The sequence below is a fragment of the Microbulbifer salipaludis genome, assembly GCF_017303155.1.
Classification (GTDB): Bacteria; Pseudomonadota; Gammaproteobacteria; order Pseudomonadales; family Cellvibrionaceae; genus Microbulbifer; species Microbulbifer salipaludis.
In genome coordinates, this window is the sequence record NZ_JAEKJR010000002.1 from 174,869 (window position 1) to 190,553 (window position 15,685).

General features: G+C 57.6%; 10 protein-coding genes. All 10 read left to right on the top strand.

Translation table 11 applies throughout. The features are described 5' to 3' along the window. Positions 1 to 252: 252 nt before the first annotated feature. The 10 genes from rpoB to rplW all read left to right on the top strand — a co-directional run bounded on the left by rpoB (position 253) and on the right by rplW (position 15,680). Positions 253 to 4,326, top strand: a complete 4,074-nt coding sequence (rpoB, locus tag JF535_RS06435) for a DNA-directed RNA polymerase subunit beta (RefSeq protein ID WP_207000490.1) — start codon at positions 253 to 255, stop codon at positions 4,324 to 4,326. A gap of 126 nt (positions 4,327 to 4,452) precedes the next feature. Next, positions 4,453 to 8,682, top strand: coding sequence for a DNA-directed RNA polymerase subunit beta' (gene rpoC, locus JF535_RS06440; protein ID WP_207000491.1), 4,230 nt, complete (start codon positions 4,453 to 4,455; stop codon positions 8,680 to 8,682). 262 nt (positions 8,683 to 8,944) lie between these two features. Continuing rightward, the gene (gene rpsL, locus JF535_RS06445; RefSeq protein WP_066967222.1) at positions 8,945 to 9,319 is read left to right on the top strand and encodes a 30S ribosomal protein S12; all 375 of its coding nucleotides are present in this window, start codon (positions 8,945 to 8,947) and stop codon (positions 9,317 to 9,319) included. Positions 9,320 to 9,449: 130 nt separating this feature from the next. Next, on the top strand, positions 9,450 to 9,920 hold the full coding sequence (rpsG, locus tag JF535_RS06450) for a 30S ribosomal protein S7 (protein ID WP_207000494.1): 471 nt from the start codon (positions 9,450 to 9,452) through the stop codon (positions 9,918 to 9,920). Positions 9,921 to 10,032: 112 nt separating this feature from the next. Then, complete coding sequence (fusA, locus tag JF535_RS06455) at positions 10,033 to 12,141, top strand: elongation factor G (RefSeq protein ID WP_066967216.1); 2,109 nt, start codon at positions 10,033 to 10,035, stop codon at positions 12,139 to 12,141. Positions 12,142 to 12,175: 34 nt separating this feature from the next. Then, complete coding sequence (gene tuf, locus JF535_RS06460) at positions 12,176 to 13,399, top strand: elongation factor Tu (protein ID WP_207000480.1); 1,224 nt, start codon at positions 12,176 to 12,178, stop codon at positions 13,397 to 13,399. Between the two features lie 288 nt (positions 13,400 to 13,687). Then, positions 13,688 to 13,999, top strand: a complete 312-nt coding sequence (gene rpsJ, locus JF535_RS06465; protein WP_066967210.1) for a 30S ribosomal protein S10 — start codon at positions 13,688 to 13,690, stop codon at positions 13,997 to 13,999. Positions 14,000 to 14,109: 110 nt separating this feature from the next. Beyond that, positions 14,110 to 14,745, top strand: a complete 636-nt coding sequence (gene rplC, locus JF535_RS06470) for a 50S ribosomal protein L3 (RefSeq protein ID WP_207000495.1) — start codon at positions 14,110 to 14,112, stop codon at positions 14,743 to 14,745. Positions 14,746 to 14,763: 18 nt separating this feature from the next. After that, complete coding sequence (gene rplD, locus JF535_RS06475) at positions 14,764 to 15,378, top strand: 50S ribosomal protein L4 (protein WP_066967204.1); 615 nt, start codon at positions 14,764 to 14,766, stop codon at positions 15,376 to 15,378. Beyond that, positions 15,375 to 15,680, top strand: coding sequence for a 50S ribosomal protein L23 (gene rplW, locus JF535_RS06480; RefSeq protein ID WP_207000497.1), 306 nt, complete (start codon positions 15,375 to 15,377; stop codon positions 15,678 to 15,680). The genes rplD and rplW overlap by 4 nt, the downstream gene beginning before the upstream one ends. Positions 15,681 to 15,685: the final 5 nt, after the last annotated feature.

The following is a 15,685-nucleotide window of genomic DNA, read 5'->3' on the forward strand; positions in this document are numbered from 1 at the left end:
GGTGGACATGTGTCCGCCGGCCTTTTTGCCGTTTGCGGCATGGGGCTTTTTTACGCCAAAGGCGAAGGAAGTTACGCGCTGCAGTCGACAATGAAATCGAGAGGTTTGCGCACAGGGCGGTGCAGTTTTTAACCACCTGTTTTAAGCGTAGCGCAATGTGCAGAGACTTCTCGCCCGAATGGGCTGCGTATCGTCAGAAAGCTGACCGCAGCTCTGATGAAGTCTTGTCACCGATCAAGCTGGGGAATATGAATGGCTTACTCATACACTGAGAAAAAACGTATCCGCAAGGATTTTGGCAAACTGCCTAAGGTCATGGACGTGCCTTTCCTGCTTGCGATACAGCTGGACTCGTATCGCAAATTTACTCAGGCCGACACGCGCCCGGATGAGCGCCTCGATATCGGCCTGCAGGCGGCGTTCAAGTCTGTATTTCCGATTGTCAGTTACTCCGGCAACGCCGCTCTGGAGTACGTGAGCTACACCCTCGGCAAACCTGCGTTCGATGTCAAGGAGTGTACTCTGCGCGGCGTGACGTACGCATGCCCGTTGCGTGTGCGTGTTCGCCTGATTATTTACGATAAGGAATCAGCGAATAAGTCCATCAAGGACATTAAAGAACAAGAAGTGTACATGGGCGAAATTCCGCTCATGACCGAGAACGGTACCTTCGTTATCAACGGTACCGAGCGCGTTATCGTGTCTCAGTTGCACCGCTCCCCGGGTGTATTCTTCGATCACGACAAAGGCAAGACCCACTCCTCCGGTAAGCTGTTGTACGCCGCGCGGGTGATCCCCTACCGTGGATCCTGGCTGGACTTCGAGTTCGACCCGAAAGACCTCGTCTACGTGCGTATCGACCGTCGCCGTAAGTTGCCGGCGACCATTCTGCTGCGCGCCCTGGGTTTCACCTCCCAGGAAATGCTGGACATGTTCTTCGAAACGAGCAAGTTCACCCTCGAGGACGAGACCGTCAGCCTGGAGCTGATTCCGTCGCGCCTGCGTGGTGACGTTGCCTCCTTCGACATCAAGGACGGCAAGGGCAAGGTGATCGTCGAGGAAGGTCGCCGCATTACCCCGCGTCACATCCGCCAGCTGGAAAAAGCCGGCGTGGAAAATCTGGAAGCGCCGCTGTCTTACCTCAATGGCCGAGTGCTGGCGCACGACATCATTGACGAGACCACCGGTGAAGTGGCGGTGGAATGTAACACCGAAATCACCGATGAAGTCGTGGCCAAGCTGCGTCTCCTCAACGTCAATACCATCCACACGCTGTACACCAACGACCTGGATTGCGGTCCGTTTATTTCCGACACCCTGCGTGCGGATCCGTCTCGCACCCAGCTCGAAGCGCTGGTGGAAATCTACCGCATGATGCGCCCGGGCGAGCCGCCCACCAAGGAATCTGCGGAGTCTCTGTTCGAGAACCTGTTCTTCTCCGACGAGCGTTACGACCTGTCTGCGGTTGGCCGCATGAAGTTCAATCGCCGTCTGGGCCGTGAAGACGAAACCGGACAGGGCACCCTGAGCAAGGACGACATCGTCGACGTGCTCAAGACCCTGATCGAGATTCGTAACGGCCGTGGCATGGTGGACGATATCGACCACCTGGGTAACCGTCGTGTGCGTTCCGTGGGCGAAATGGCCGAGAACCAGTTCCGTGTGGGCCTGGTGCGCGTCGAGCGCGCAGTGAAAGAGCGTCTGTCCATGGCAGAGTCCGAAGGCCTGATGCCGCAGGACCTGATCAATGCCAAGCCGGTGGCCGCCGCGGTGAAGGAATTCTTTGGTTCCTCCCAGCTGTCCCAGTTTATGGACCAGAACAACCCGCTGTCGGAAGTGACCCACAAGCGTCGTGTATCCGCGTTGGGCCCGGGTGGTTTGACCCGTGAGCGCGCCGGCTTCGAGGTGCGCGACGTGCACCCGACCCACTACGGCCGTGTGTGCCCGATTGAAACGCCGGAAGGTCCGAACATTGGTCTGATCAACTCCCTGGCCACCTATGCCCGCGCCAACCACTACGGCTTCCTCGAGAGCCCGTATCGGAAGGTGATCAACGGTCAGCTGACCGATCAGATCGAATACCTGTCGGCGATCAACGAAGCCAATTACGTGGTTGCACAGGCGTCCGCTGCGGTGGATGAAAACGGTCGCTTTACCGATGACCTGGTCAGCGTGCGTTACCAGTACGAGTTCACCCTGAAGACCCCGGACGAAATCCAGTACATGGACGTGTCCGCCCGCCAGGTAGTGTCCGTTGCCGCCGCAATGATTCCGTTCCTGGAACACGATGACGCCAACCGCGCATTGATGGGATCGAACATGCAGCGTCAGGCGGTTCCGACCCTGCGCGCTGAAAAGCCGCTGGTCGGTACCGGCATGGAGCGCACCGTGGCGCGCGACTCCGGTGTCTGTATCGTTGCCAAGCGCGGCGGTGTGATCGAGCGTGTGGATGCCAGCCGTGTGGTTGTGCGTGTACACGACGAGGAAGTGGAAGCCGGTGACGCGGGTGTGGATCTGTACGGTCTCACCAAGTACACCCGCTCCAACCAGAACACCTGCATCAACCAGCGCCCGATCGTGAAGACCGGCGACGTGGTTGCGCGCGGCGACATTCTCGCTGACGGCCCGTCTGTCGACCTGGGTGAGCTGGCGCTGGGCCAGAACATGCGCATCGCGTTCATGCCTTGGAACGGCTACAACTTCGAGGACTCCATCCTCGTCTCCGAGCGTGTGGTACAGGAAGACCGCTTCACCACCATTCACATTCAGGAACTGACCTGTATTGCCCGTGATACCAAGCTGGGCAGTGAGGAAATCACCGCGGATATCCCCAACGTGGGCGAGTCGGCGCTGAACAAGCTGGATGAGTCCGGCATCGTGTACATCGGTGCGGAAGTGGGTGCTGGCGACATTCTGGTAGGCAAGGTGACGCCGAAAGGCGAAGCCCAGCTGACACCGGAAGAAAAGCTGCTGCGCGCGATCTTCGGTGAGAAGGCCTCCGACGTTAAAGACACCTCGCTGCGTGCGCCGTCCGGCACCCGCGGTACCGTGATCGACGTACAGGTCTTCACCCGCGACGGTCTGCAGAAAGACCAGCGCTCTCTCGCCATCGAGAAAGCCCAGCTGGACGAAGTGCGCAAGGACCTGAACGAAGAGTACCGCATCGTTGAAGGCGCGACCTTTGAGCGTCTGGCGGCGGCACTGGACGGCCAGAAGGTTGCCGGTGGCAAGGGCGTCAAGAAAGGCGACGTCCTGAACGCTGAAGTTCTCGCCGGTCTGCCGCGCGAAGACTGGTTCAAGCTGCGCATGGCCGAAGAGAGTCTGAACGAGCAGCTGGAAAAAGCCGAAGCCCAGTTGAAGGAACGTCGCAAACTGCTCGACGAGCAGTTCGAAGACAAGAAGAAAAAGCTGGAGTCCGGCGACGACCTGGCACCGGGCGTGCTGAAAATCGTCAAGGTATACCTGGCGATCAAACGTCGCATCCAGCCGGGTGACAAAATGGCCGGCCGTCACGGTAACAAAGGTGTTATCTCCGTGATCAAGCCGGTGGAAGACATGCCGTACGACGAAAACGGTGAGCCGGTAGACGTGGTGCTGAACCCGCTGGGCGTACCGTCCCGTATGAACGTCGGTCAGGTGCTGGAAATGCACCTGGGTATGGCGGCCAAAGGCCTCGGTGTCAAAATCGATCGCATGATCAAGGAGAAGCAGGAAGCGGCGAAGGTTCGCGGTTTCCTGGAAGAAGTCTACAACTCCACTGGCGGTCGCAAGGAAGATCTGGACGAGCTGTCCGACGAGGAAGTCCTGGCCATGTCCGAAAACCTGCGTCGCGGTGTACCCATGGCAACGCCGGTCTTCGACGGTGCCGCAGAGCCTGAAATCAAGAAGCTGCTGCGCCTGGCGGACATCCCCGATTCCGGCCAGATCACCCTGTTCGACGGCCGTACCGGTGACTCCTTCGAGCGTCCGGTCACCGTGGGCTACATGTACATGCTGAAGCTGAACCACCTGGTAGACGACAAAATGCACGCGCGTTCTACCGGTTCCTACAGCCTGGTTACCCAGCAGCCGCTGGGTGGTAAGGCGCAGTTCGGTGGTCAGCGGTTCGGTGAGATGGAGGTGTGGGCACTGGAAGCATACGGTGCCGCTTACACCCTGCAGGAAATGCTCACGGTCAAATCCGATGACGTGGAAGGTCGTACCAAGATGTATAAAAACATCGTGGATGGCGACCACCGCATGGAGCCGGGCATGCCCGAATCCTTCAACGTACTGGTCAAGGAAATCCGCTCGCTGGGTATGAACTTCGAGCTGGAAAACGAATAAGACTGGTAACAATCGGATTTAGTAGACAGAGGCCGGTGGTGTCGATGCAGAAATCGCATACCACCGGCGCTCCCGGCCCCGAAAGGCAGTTGGCCGGGTTGACTACCCCCTAGTGGAGGAAAGGCCTTGAAAGATTTGTTAAACCTGGTGAAAGCCCAGGATCAGCTGGAAGAATTTGACGCTATCCGCATCGGTCTGGCATCGCCGGAGATGATCCGTTCCTGGTCCTACGGCGAAGTGAAAAAGCCGGAGACCATCAACTACCGTACCTTCAAGCCGGAGCGCGAAGGCCTGTTCTGTGCCAAGATCTTTGGCCCGGTGAAGGACTACGAGTGCCTGTGCGGTAAGTACAAGCGCATGAAGCACCGCGGCATTATCTGTGAGAAGTGCGGTGTAGAAGTGACCAAGGCCAAGGTGCGCCGTGAGCGCATGGGCCACATTGAGCTGGCGAGCCCGGTTGCGCACATTTGGTTCCTGAAGTCCCTGCCGTCCCGTATCGGCCTGCTGCTGGACATGACCCTGCGTGATATCGAGCGCGTGCTGTACTTCGAATCCTACGTAGTGACCGACCCGGGTATGACGACTCTGGAGCGCGGTCAGCTGCTGAACGATGAGCAGTACTTCGAAGCGATGGAAGAGTTCGCCGATGAGTTCGAAGCCAAGATGGGTGCCGAAGCCATCCAGGAGCTGATGAACGACATCGAGCTGCCGTCCGAAATCCAGCGCCTGCGCGAAGAGATTCCGGCAACCAACTCCGAGACCAAGATCAAGAAGCTGTCCAAGCGCCTGAAGCTGCTGGAAGCCTTCTACAAATCCGGCAACAAGCCGGAGTGGATGATCATGCAGGCACTGCCGGTTCTGCCGCCGGATCTGCGTCCCTTGGTACCGCTGGACGGTGGCCGCTTTGCGACCTCCGACCTGAACGACCTGTACCGTCGGGTGATCAACCGTAACAACCGTTTGAAGCGCCTGCTCGAGCTGAATGCGCCGGACATCATTGTGCGCAACGAAAAGCGCATGCTGCAGGAATCGGTTGACGCACTGCTGGATAACGGCCGTCGCGGCCGCGCCATTACCGGCTCCAACAAGCGCCCGCTGAAATCCCTGGCCGACATGATCAAGGGTAAGCAGGGTCGTTTCCGTCAGAACCTGCTGGGTAAGCGTGTCGATTACTCCGGTCGTTCCGTGATCGTGGTTGGTCCGACCCTGCGTCTGCACCAGTGTGGTCTGCCCAAGAAAATGGCCCTCGAGCTGTTCAAGCCGTTCATTTTCGGCAAGCTGGAAGCCCGCGGCCTGGCCACCACCATCAAAGCCGCCAAGAAAATGGTCGAGCGTGAAGAAGCGGTGGTGTGGGATATCCTCGACGAAGTGATTCGCGAGCACCCGGTACTGCTGAACCGCGCCCCGACCCTGCACCGTCTGGGTATCCAGGCGTTTGAGCCGGTGCTGATTGAAGGTAAGGCCATCCAGCTGCACCCGCTGGTGTGTGCGGCGTACAACGCCGACTTCGACGGTGACCAGATGGCGGTACACGTACCGCTGACCATCGAAGCGCAGCTGGAATCCCGCGCGCTGATGATGTCCACCAACAACATCCTGTCTCCCGCCAACGGTGAGCCGATCATCGTACCTTCCCAGGACGTGGTACTGGGTCTGTACTGGATGACCCGCGAGCGTGTGAACGATAAAGGCGAAGGCATGTTCTTCTCCGATATCAAGGAAGTGAGTCGCGCCTTCTATGCCAAGCAGGTAGGTCTGCAGGCGAAGATCAAGGTGCGTATCGACGAAGTGTCCATCGGTGAAGATGGCGAGAAGCAGGTGACTCGTACCATCTACGACACCACTGTCGGTCGTGCGCTGCTGTGGAACATCGTGCCTGAAGGCCTGCCCTTCGAGTACGTGAACCAGCCGATGAAGAAGAAGTCGATTTCTCGTGTGCTGAACGAGTGCTACCGCAAGGTGGGCCTGAAGGCGACCGTGATCTTCGCGGACCAGCTGATGTACACCGGTTTCGATTTCTCCACCAAGTCTGGTTCTTCCATTGGTGTGAACGACTTCGAGATCCCGGCGGCCAAGGCCGACCTGATCGCTTCCGCGGAAGAGGAAGTGAAAGAGATCGAGACCCAGTTTGCCTCCGGTCTGGTGACCGCGGGTGAGAAATACAACAAGGTCATCGACGTTTGGTCTCGTACCAACGATAAGGTGACCCAGGCGATGATGGCGGGCATCAAGAAAGAGCCGGTCATCGATCGTGACGGTAAAGAGACCGAGCAGGACTCCTTCAACTCCGTCTACATGTACGCGGATTCCGGTGCGCGTGGTTCTGAGGCGCAGATTCGTCAGCTGGCCGGTATGCGTGGCCTGATGGCGCGTCCGGATGGCTCCATTATCGAGAACGCCATTACCGCGAACTTCCGTGAAGGTCTGAGCGTACTGCAGTACTTCATCTCGACCCACGGTGCGCGTAAAGGTCTGGCGGATACCGCACTGAAAACCGCCAACTCCGGTTACCTGACCCGTCGTCTGGTAGACGTGGCGCAGGACGTGGTGATCACAGAAATCGACTGTGGCACCGACGACGGCCTGACCATGGCGCCGGTGATCGAGGGCGGTGACGTGATCGAATCCCTGGGTGACCGTATCCTGGGTCGTGTAGTGGCCCGTGACGTCATCAAGCCTGGCAGCGACGAAATCGCGGTGCCCGCAGGCACCATGATCGACGAAGCCTGGGTAGAGCGCATCGAAGGCATGGGTATCGACGAAGTGATCGTACGCTCGCCGATCTCCTGTGAAACGGCGCACGGTATCTGTGCCCAGTGTTACGGCCGTGACCTGGCCCGTGGCCACCGCGCTAACCCCGGTGAGTCCGTGGGTGTTGTGGCGGCGCAGTCCATTGGTGAGCCGGGCACCCAGCTGACCATGCGTACCTTCCACATCGGTGGTGCGGCGAGCCGTGCTTCTGCCGCCGACAGCATTCAGGTGAAACAGCCGGGTACTGTTCGACTGCACAACCTGAAGACGGTTAAAACCGAGGGCGGCAACCTGGTAGCGGTGTCCCGTTCCGGTGAGCTGGCGGTAGCCGACCCCGCGGGCCGTGAGCGCGAGCGCTACAAGCTGCCTTACGGTGCGGTGATTACTGTCGATGAAGGTTCGACCATCGACGGCGGCCAGATCGTGGCCAAGTGGGATCCGCACACCCACCCGATCATTACCGAAGTTGCCGGTTGGGTGAAACTGTCCGGTATGGAAGATGGCCTGTCTATTCGCAAGCAGACCGACGAAATCACCGGCCTGTCTTCCATTGAGGTGATCGACCCGGCTGAGCGTCCGGCGGCGGGTAAAGACCTGCGTCCGGCGGTGACCCTGGTGGATGAAAATGGTGAAGAGCTGACCCTGGTCAACTCCAACGCACCGGCGCACTACGCGCTGCCGCCGCGCGCGATCCTCAGTCTGAAGGATGGCGACAAGGTGAACGTGGGTGACATCGTTGCACGTATTCCGCAGGAATCCGGCGGTACCAAGGACATCACCGGTGGTCTGCCGCGTGTTGCCGACCTGTTTGAAGCGCGTAAGCCGAAAGAACCGTCCATCCTGGCGGAGATCTCCGGTACCGTTTCCTTCGGTAAAGAGACCAAAGGCAAGGTACGCCTGCAGATCACCCCGAAAGACGGCAAGCCGCTGGCCAATGGCAAGGATCATTACGAAGTGCTGATTCCGAAACACCGCCAGCTGACCGTGTTCGAAGGTGAAACCGTAGAGAAGGGTGAGGTCATCTCTGACGGCCCGTCCAACCCGCACGACATCCTGCGCCTGAAAGGCGTGGAAGAGCTGGCGCGCTACATCACCAACGAGATCCAGGAGGTTTACCGCCTCCAGGGTGTAGGCATCAACGATAAGCACATCGAGACCATCGTGCGTCAGATGCTGCGTAAAGTTGAAATCCTGGAGATGGGTGACTCTGAGTTCATCAAGGGTGACCAGGTGGAATACCAGCGCGTCGTGGAAGAGAACGAGCGCCTGCGTGCCGAAGGCAAGCAGCCGGCTCAGTTCGAGCGTCTGCTGCTGGGTATCACCAAGGCGTCTCTGGCGACCGAGTCCTTCCTGTCCGCGGCCTCCTTCCAGGAGACCACCCGTGTACTGACCGAAGCGGCGGTAACCGGCAAGGAAGACAGCCTGCGCGGCCTGAAGGAAAACGTGGTCGTTGGCCGCCTGATCCCGGCCGGTACCGGCCTGGCCTACCATGCCGAGCGCAAGCGCAGACGCACCCAGCAGTTGACCCAGGGCTATGCCGAAGGTCCTTCTGCAGAAGAGGTGGAAGCGGCGCTGACCGAAGCCCTGAAATCTTCCGGGGACTGAGGTCGAAGCGACGGAGTAGTCTGACCAGAGGTTTCTGCTCGTGAAAGAGGGATCTTTGGCCTGTTCCGCATCGCAATTGCCTGTCGAGGTGAGTATTTACTTCGGCAGGTGATTGACTCGGGGTTGCCGCGCTTATAGAATGCGGCCCCCGCTAATGGGGTGCGATTGTCCGCTGATCCTCGGATCGGTCGGATGTCGCGCACTGACGATAGGCCCTCACTGCTGTCAAGGTGGGGGCGTTTTATTTTTGGAGTGATTTTTAATGGCAACGATCAACCAGTTGGTTCGTAAGCCGAGAAAACGCAAAGTTGAAAAAAGCGACGTGCCTGCACTGCAAGCTAGCCCGCAGCGTCGTGGAGTTTGTACTCGCGTGTATACCACTACACCGAAGAAGCCGAACTCTGCACTGCGTAAAGTTTGTCGTGTGCGCCTGACCAACGGCTACGAAGTAACTTCGTACATCGGCGGTGAAGGCCACAACCTGCAGGAGCACAGCGTGGTGCTGATTCGCGGCGGTCGTGTAAAAGACCTGCCGGGTGTGCGCTACCACACTGTACGCGGTGCACTTGACTGTGCCGGCGTAAACGATCGCAAGCAGGGCCGTTCCAAGTACGGCGCCAAGCGTCCTAAGGCTTAATAGCTCTTAAGACAACATTGCGTTTCGGTTTAACGAATAACCGGAGTAAGGCTGAGCTCGCCGAGTTGTATTTACTATTTGTTAGTTAGTGCGGCGGCATCTCAGAGTAACCCTGAAGAGAGGCAATCCCATGCCAAGAAGACGAGTAGTCGCCAAGCGCGAAGTGCTGCCCGATCCCAAGTTCGGGAACGTGACCCTGGCCAAGTTCATGAACCATGTCATGATCTCTGGTAAGAAGTCCGTGGCAGAGAGCATCGTATATGGTGCACTGGATCTGGTTTCAGAAAAACTGAACAAAGATCCGATTGAGGTTTTTGAAGAGTCCCTGGAAAACATCGCCCCGATGGTGGAAGTAAAATCCCGTCGTGTTGGTGGTGCTACCTACCAGGTGCCGGTAGAAGTGCGTCCCGCACGTCGTACCGCGCTGGCAATGCGCTGGCTGGTAGATTTCTCCCGTAAGCGCGGCGAGAAGTCCATGGCCCAGCGCCTGGCCAATGAAATGATCGACGCAGCCCAGAACAAGGGTGGCGCGGTCAAGAAGCGTGAAGACGTGCACCGTATGGCGGAAGCCAACAAAGCGTTCTCTCACTATCGTTTCTAAGATAGTGACGCTTCTAAGTCTGATGATTATTTCCATCGGAAAATAAAATCGAAAGGCAGCAAGGAAGGTAAAACTCCGCGCTGCCTTTTGCCGTTATATCGAGGATACAACTGTGGCACGTAAAACGCCTATCGAACGCTATCGCAATATCGGTATCTGCGCCCACGTAGACGCCGGTAAAACCACGACTACCGAGCGCGTACTCTTCTACACCGGTCTGTCCCACAAAATTGGTGAGGTGCACGAAGGCGCAGCCACCATGGACTGGATGGAGCAGGAGCAGGAGCGTGGTATTACCATCACTTCCGCAGCAACCACCTGTTTCTGGGCTGGTATGCAGCAGCAGTTCCCGCAGCACCGCGTAAACATTATCGACACTCCCGGACACGTTGACTTCACCATTGAAGTAGAGCGCTCCCTGCGTGTACTGGACGGCGCCGTCGTCGTTCTGTGTGGCTCTTCCGGTGTGCAGCCGCAGACCGAAACTGTATGGCGTCAGGCCAACAAGTACGAAGTGCCGCGCATGGTATTCGTCAACAAAATGGACCGCGCCGGTGCAGACTTCCGCAAGGTAGTCGGCCAGCTGAAGACCCGCCTGAATGCGAACGCGGTTCCGCTGCAGATGACCATTGGCTCCGAAGACGAGTTCAAGGGTGTGGTCGACCTGGTCAAGATGAAGGCCATCCTGTGGAACGAAGAAGACATGGGTATGACCTTCGACTACGCCGACATCCCGGCTGACATGCAGGACGAGTGCGAAGAAATGCGCGAGTTCCTGGTGGAAGCTGCGGCGGAAGCGACCGAAGAGCTGATGGAAAAATACCTTGAAGAAGGTGAGCTGACCGAAGAAGAGATCAAGTCAGCCATCCGTCAGCGTACCCTGGCCAACGAAATCGTACCGGTTCTGGGCGGCTCTGCGTTCAAGAACAAGGGCGTACAGGCCATGCTGGACGCGGTTATCGAATACCTGCCGGCGCCGACCGAAGTTAAGGCGATCGAAGGTACTCTGCTGGACAAGGCTGAGACCGTTGAGACCCGTGAAGCGGATGACAATGCGCCGTTTGCTGCGCTGGCGTTCAAGATCGCAACCGACCCCTTCGTTGGTACCCTGACCTTCTTCCGTGTGTACTCCGGTAAGCTGGAAAGCGGCACCGCGGTGTACAACTCCGTGAAGGAGAAGAAAGAGCGTGTCGGCCGTATGGTGCAGATGCACTCCAATGATCGTAAAGAGATCAAGGAAGTGCTGGCGGGTGACATCGCGGCAGCGATTGGCCTGAAAGATGTGACTACTGGTGACACCCTGTGTGCCGAAGACGCGAAAATCGTTCTCGAGCGCATGGAATTCCCTGAGCCGGTAATCTCCGTAGCGGTAGAGCCGAAGTCCAAGCCGGACCAGGAAAAAATGGGTATCGCTCTGGGCAAGCTGGCTCAGGAAGACCCCTCTTTCCGTGTGAAGACCGACGAAGAGACCGGCCAGACCATCATCTCCGGTATGGGCGAGCTGCACCTGGACATCATCGTTGACCGCATGCGTCGTGAATTCAACGTTGAAGCCAACATCGGTAAGCCGCAGGTGGCCTATCGTGAAACTATCCGCAACACCTCTGAGATCGAAGGCAAGTTCGTTCGTCAGTCCGGTGGTCGCGGTCAGTACGGTCACGTATGGGTCAAGTTCGAGCCGGCGGAAGACGAGTCTGGTGAAGGCCTGGTCTTCGAAAACGCGATCGTGGGTGGTGTGGTTCCGAAGGAATACATCCCGGCGGTACAGAAAGGTATCGAGGAGCAGATGCAGAACGGTGTTCTGGCTGGCTACCCGCTGCTGGGCCTGAAGGCTACCCTGTACGACGGCTCCTTCCACGATGTGGACTCCAACGAAATGGCGTTCAAGATCGCAGGCTCCATGGCGACCAAGAAGCTGGCAGATGTTGGCGGTGCAGTACTGCTCGAGCCGATGATGAAAGTGGAAGTGGTTACCCCGGAAGAGAACATGGGTGACGTGGTTGGCGACCTGAACCGTCGTCGCGGTCTGATCCAGGGTATGGACGACAGTGCCTCCGGCAAGATCGTTAATGCTGAGGTGCCGCTGGCGGAAATGTTTGGTTACGCTACCGACCTGCGTTCTGCAACCCAGGGCCGTGCTACCTACACCATGGAATTCCTGAAGTACGCCGAAGCGCCGAAAAACGTCGCTGACGAAATTATCGCGAAAAACAAGGGTTAATTTCCTTATTTCTTTTAGCTAGAGGATATTGAAAATGGGAAAAGAAAAGTTTGAACGTTCCAAGCCCCACGTAAACGTGGGCACCATCGGTCACGTTGACCACGGTAAAACCACCCTGACCGCTGCGCTGACTCGCGTATGTTCTGAAGTATGGGGCGGCGCTGCCGTTGCCTTCGACGGCATCGACAACGCTCCGGAAGAGCGTGAGCGTGGTATCACCATCGCGACCTCTCACGTGGAATACGAGTCCCCGACCCGTCACTACGCACACGTAGACTGCCCGGGACACGCCGACTACGTGAAGAACATGATCACCGGTGCTGCTCAGATGGACGGCGCTATCCTGGTATGTGGCGCGACCGACGGTCCTATGCCGCAGACTCGCGAGCACATCCTGCTGTCTCGCCAGGTAGGTGTACCGTACATCGTGGTATTCCTGAACAAGGCTGACCTGCTGGCAGAAGACTGTGGCGGCGTAGGCTCTGAAGAATACACCGAGATGCTGGAACTGGTTGAAATGGAGCTGCGCGAGCTGCTCGACCAGTACGAGTTCCCGGGTGACGACACTCCGATTATCGCTGGTTCTGCCCTGATGGCCCTGAACGGCGAAGACGACAACGAGCTGGGCACCTCTGCGGTTAAGAAGCTGGTAGAGACCCTGGACGAGTACATCCCGGAGCCGGAGCGTGCAATCGATCAGCCGTTCCTGATGCCGATCGAAGACGTATTCTCCATCTCTGGTCGCGGTACCGTAGTAACCGGCCGTGTAGAGCGTGGCATCATCAATACTGGCGACGAAATCGAAATCGTTGGTATCAAAGAGACCACCAAGACCACCTGTACCGGTGTTGAAATGTTCCGCAAGCTGCTGGACGAAGGCCGTGCTGGTGAGAACATCGGTGCGCTGCTGCGTGGCACCAAGCGTGACGAAGTTGAGCGTGGTCAGGTTCTGGCGAAGCCGGGCTCCATCACCCCGCACACCAAGTTCGAAGGTGAGGTGTACATCCTGTCCAAGGACGAAGGTGGTCGTCACACCCCGTTCTTCAAAGGCTACCGTCCGCAGTTCTACTTCCGTACTACCGACGTAACCGGTGCGGTTGAGCTGCCAGAAGGTACTGAAATGGTAATGCCGGGCGATAACATTCAGATGTCTGTGACTCTGATCTGCCCGATCGCCATGGAAGAAGGCCTGCGCTTCGCGATCCGTGAAGGTGGCCGTACCGTTGGTGCTGGCGTTGTAGCCAAGATCATCGAGTAATCGCTGGTCTTGTCGGTTCGGGCCCTCGGCCCGACCTGGCACCCAAAAAGCCGCAGCAGTCACTGTTGCGGCTTTTTTTGTGCGCCACAGGCGGTGACCGGGCGGGCAGTGGTTGCCTGGTCAGTGAGTTGCTTTGCCGGCCCGACGGGGCCGCAGCGGCAACTGGTTAAAAAAATGCCAGTCTGCCTTGACAGCTACCCGGTCTGACCGTAGACTTCGCGCTCCTTTTCGCCCGCCCTCGGGGCTGCGTAAAAGGACGTTCTTTAGATTTAATTGGAGTTTGATTCCATGCAGGGTCAACGCATTCGAATTCGCCTGAAGGCGTTCGATCACAAACTGATCGACACGTCTACCCAGGAGATCGTAGAGACGGCTAAGCGCACTGGCGCCCAAGTACGCGGTCCCATTCCGCTGCCGACTCGCAAAGAGAAGTACACCGTACTGATCTCTCCGCACGTCAACAAAGACGCGCGCGACCAGTACGAAATCCGTACTCACAAGCGTTTGCTGGACATTGTTGAGCCCACCGAGAAAACCGTTGACGCGCTGATGAAGCTCGATCTGGCGGCCGGTGTTGAGGTTCAGATTAGTCTCGGCTAACACTTTAAATTAACTACCGAATCCCGAACGAAAAAGGTTCGGGTAGTGTAACGCTCTGAAATTGGGCGGCCGCAGTGGGTTAAAGCCCCGTGCACTGAGAGGTTGAAAAGATGACTATAGGTATTGTCGGCCGCAAAAGCGGCATGACTCGCATCTTCACTGAAGATGGCGCGTCTATCCCGGTAACTGTTATCGAGGTAGCTCCGAATCGCGTCACTCAGGTGAAAACTCCGGAAACTGACGGCTACTCCGCGGTTCAAGTAACTGTGGGTGCTCGTAAAGCTTCCCGTGTCTCCAAGCCCCAAGCGGGCCACTTCGCCAAAGCCAACACTGAGGCTGGCTCTGCTCTTTTCGAACTGCGTACTGACGGTTCTGAAGAGTCCTTCGAAATCGGTTCTGAAATCACTGTTGCCAGCTTTGAAGCTGGTCAGAAGATCGACGTAACCGGCACTTCCAAAGGTAAAGGTTTCCAGGGCGGTATCAAACGCTGGAACTTCCGTATGCAGGACGCTACCCACGGTAACTCCCTGTCTCACCGTGCGCCTGGCTCTATCGGCCAGTGTCAGACCCCTGGTCGCGTGTGGAAAGGCAAGAAGATGGCCGGTCACATGGGTGCTGAGCGTGTTACCACGCAAAACCTGGAAGTCGTTCGTGTGGACGTTGAGCGCAATTTGCTGCTGGTTAAAGGTGCCGTACCTGGTGCACCCGGCGGTAATGTTATCGTTCGTCCGGCCGTTAAAGCCTAAGTCTGAGGGGAAATAGATATGGAACTGAATATCGCTACTCCCGAAGGCGCTAAAGGCACTGTTGCAGTCTCTGAAGTGGCTTTCGGTCGTGAATTCAATCAGGACCTGGTACACCAGGCAGTCGTCGCCTACATGGCTGGCGCGCGCCAAGGTACCAAGGCTCAGAAAAACCGCGCAGCGGTTTCTGGCGGCGGCAAAAAGCCGTGGCGCCAAAAAGGTACTGGCCGTGCGCGTGCCGGTACCATCCGCAGCCCGCTGTGGCGTTCTGGTGGCGTAACGTTCGCCGCTGAGCCGCGCGATCACAGCGTTAAGCTGAACAAGAAAATGTACCGCGCTGCACTGCGCTGCATTCTCTCCGAGCTGGCTCGTCAGGAGCGTCTGGTTGTGGTTGAGTCCTTCGACGTGGAAGCGCCGAAGACCAAGCAGCTGGTAACCAAGCTGGCACAGTACGACTTGTCTGAAGCGTTGATCGTGACCGAAGAGGTAAATGAAAACCTCTACCTGGCCGCGCGCAACCTGCACAAGATCGATGTTCGTGACGTCCAGGCTATCGATCCGGTAAGCCTGATTCGTTTTGACAAGGTCGTGGTTACCGTTTCTGCACTGAAGAAAATTGATGAGGTGCTGGGATGAACCAAGAGCGAATCTACAAAGTACTGCTGGGCCCGGTAATTTCCGAGAAAGCTGCTGTGCTGGCGGATGCCGCCAACCAGGTAGTGTTCAAGGTCACCACCGACGCTTCCAAGGCTGAAATCAAGACCGCGGTTGAAAAGCTGTTCAATGTTTCTGTTGAGCAGGTTCGCACCGTGAACGTTAAGGGCAAAACCAAGCGCACTCGCTACGGCATGGGCGTGCGCAACGATTGGAAAAAAGCCTACGTTCGTCTGGCCGAAGGCAGCGACATTAACTTCGAAACTGCCGACGTTACGGCGTAAGCTAG

What these genes read in the sequence shown, in the direction of transcription:
- tuf (WP_207000480.1), top strand. Translation starts at nt 12,176, where the DNA reads ATGGGAAAAGAAAAGTTTGAACGTTCCAAGCCCCACGTAAACGTGGGC.
- rplW (WP_207000497.1), top strand. Translation starts at nt 15,375, where the DNA reads ATGAACCAAGAGCGAATCTACAAAGTACTGCTGGGCCCGGTAATTTCC.
- rpsL (WP_066967222.1), top strand. Translation starts at nt 8,945, where the DNA reads ATGGCAACGATCAACCAGTTGGTTCGTAAGCCGAGAAAACGCAAAGTT.
- rpsJ (WP_066967210.1), top strand. Translation starts at nt 13,688, where the DNA reads ATGCAGGGTCAACGCATTCGAATTCGCCTGAAGGCGTTCGATCACAAA.
- rplD (WP_066967204.1), top strand. Translation starts at nt 14,764, where the DNA reads ATGGAACTGAATATCGCTACTCCCGAAGGCGCTAAAGGCACTGTTGCA.
- rplC (WP_207000495.1), top strand. Translation starts at nt 14,110, where the DNA reads ATGACTATAGGTATTGTCGGCCGCAAAAGCGGCATGACTCGCATCTTC.
- rpsG (WP_207000494.1), top strand. Translation starts at nt 9,450, where the DNA reads ATGCCAAGAAGACGAGTAGTCGCCAAGCGCGAAGTGCTGCCCGATCCC.
- rpoB (WP_207000490.1), top strand. Translation starts at nt 253, where the DNA reads ATGGCTTACTCATACACTGAGAAAAAACGTATCCGCAAGGATTTTGGC.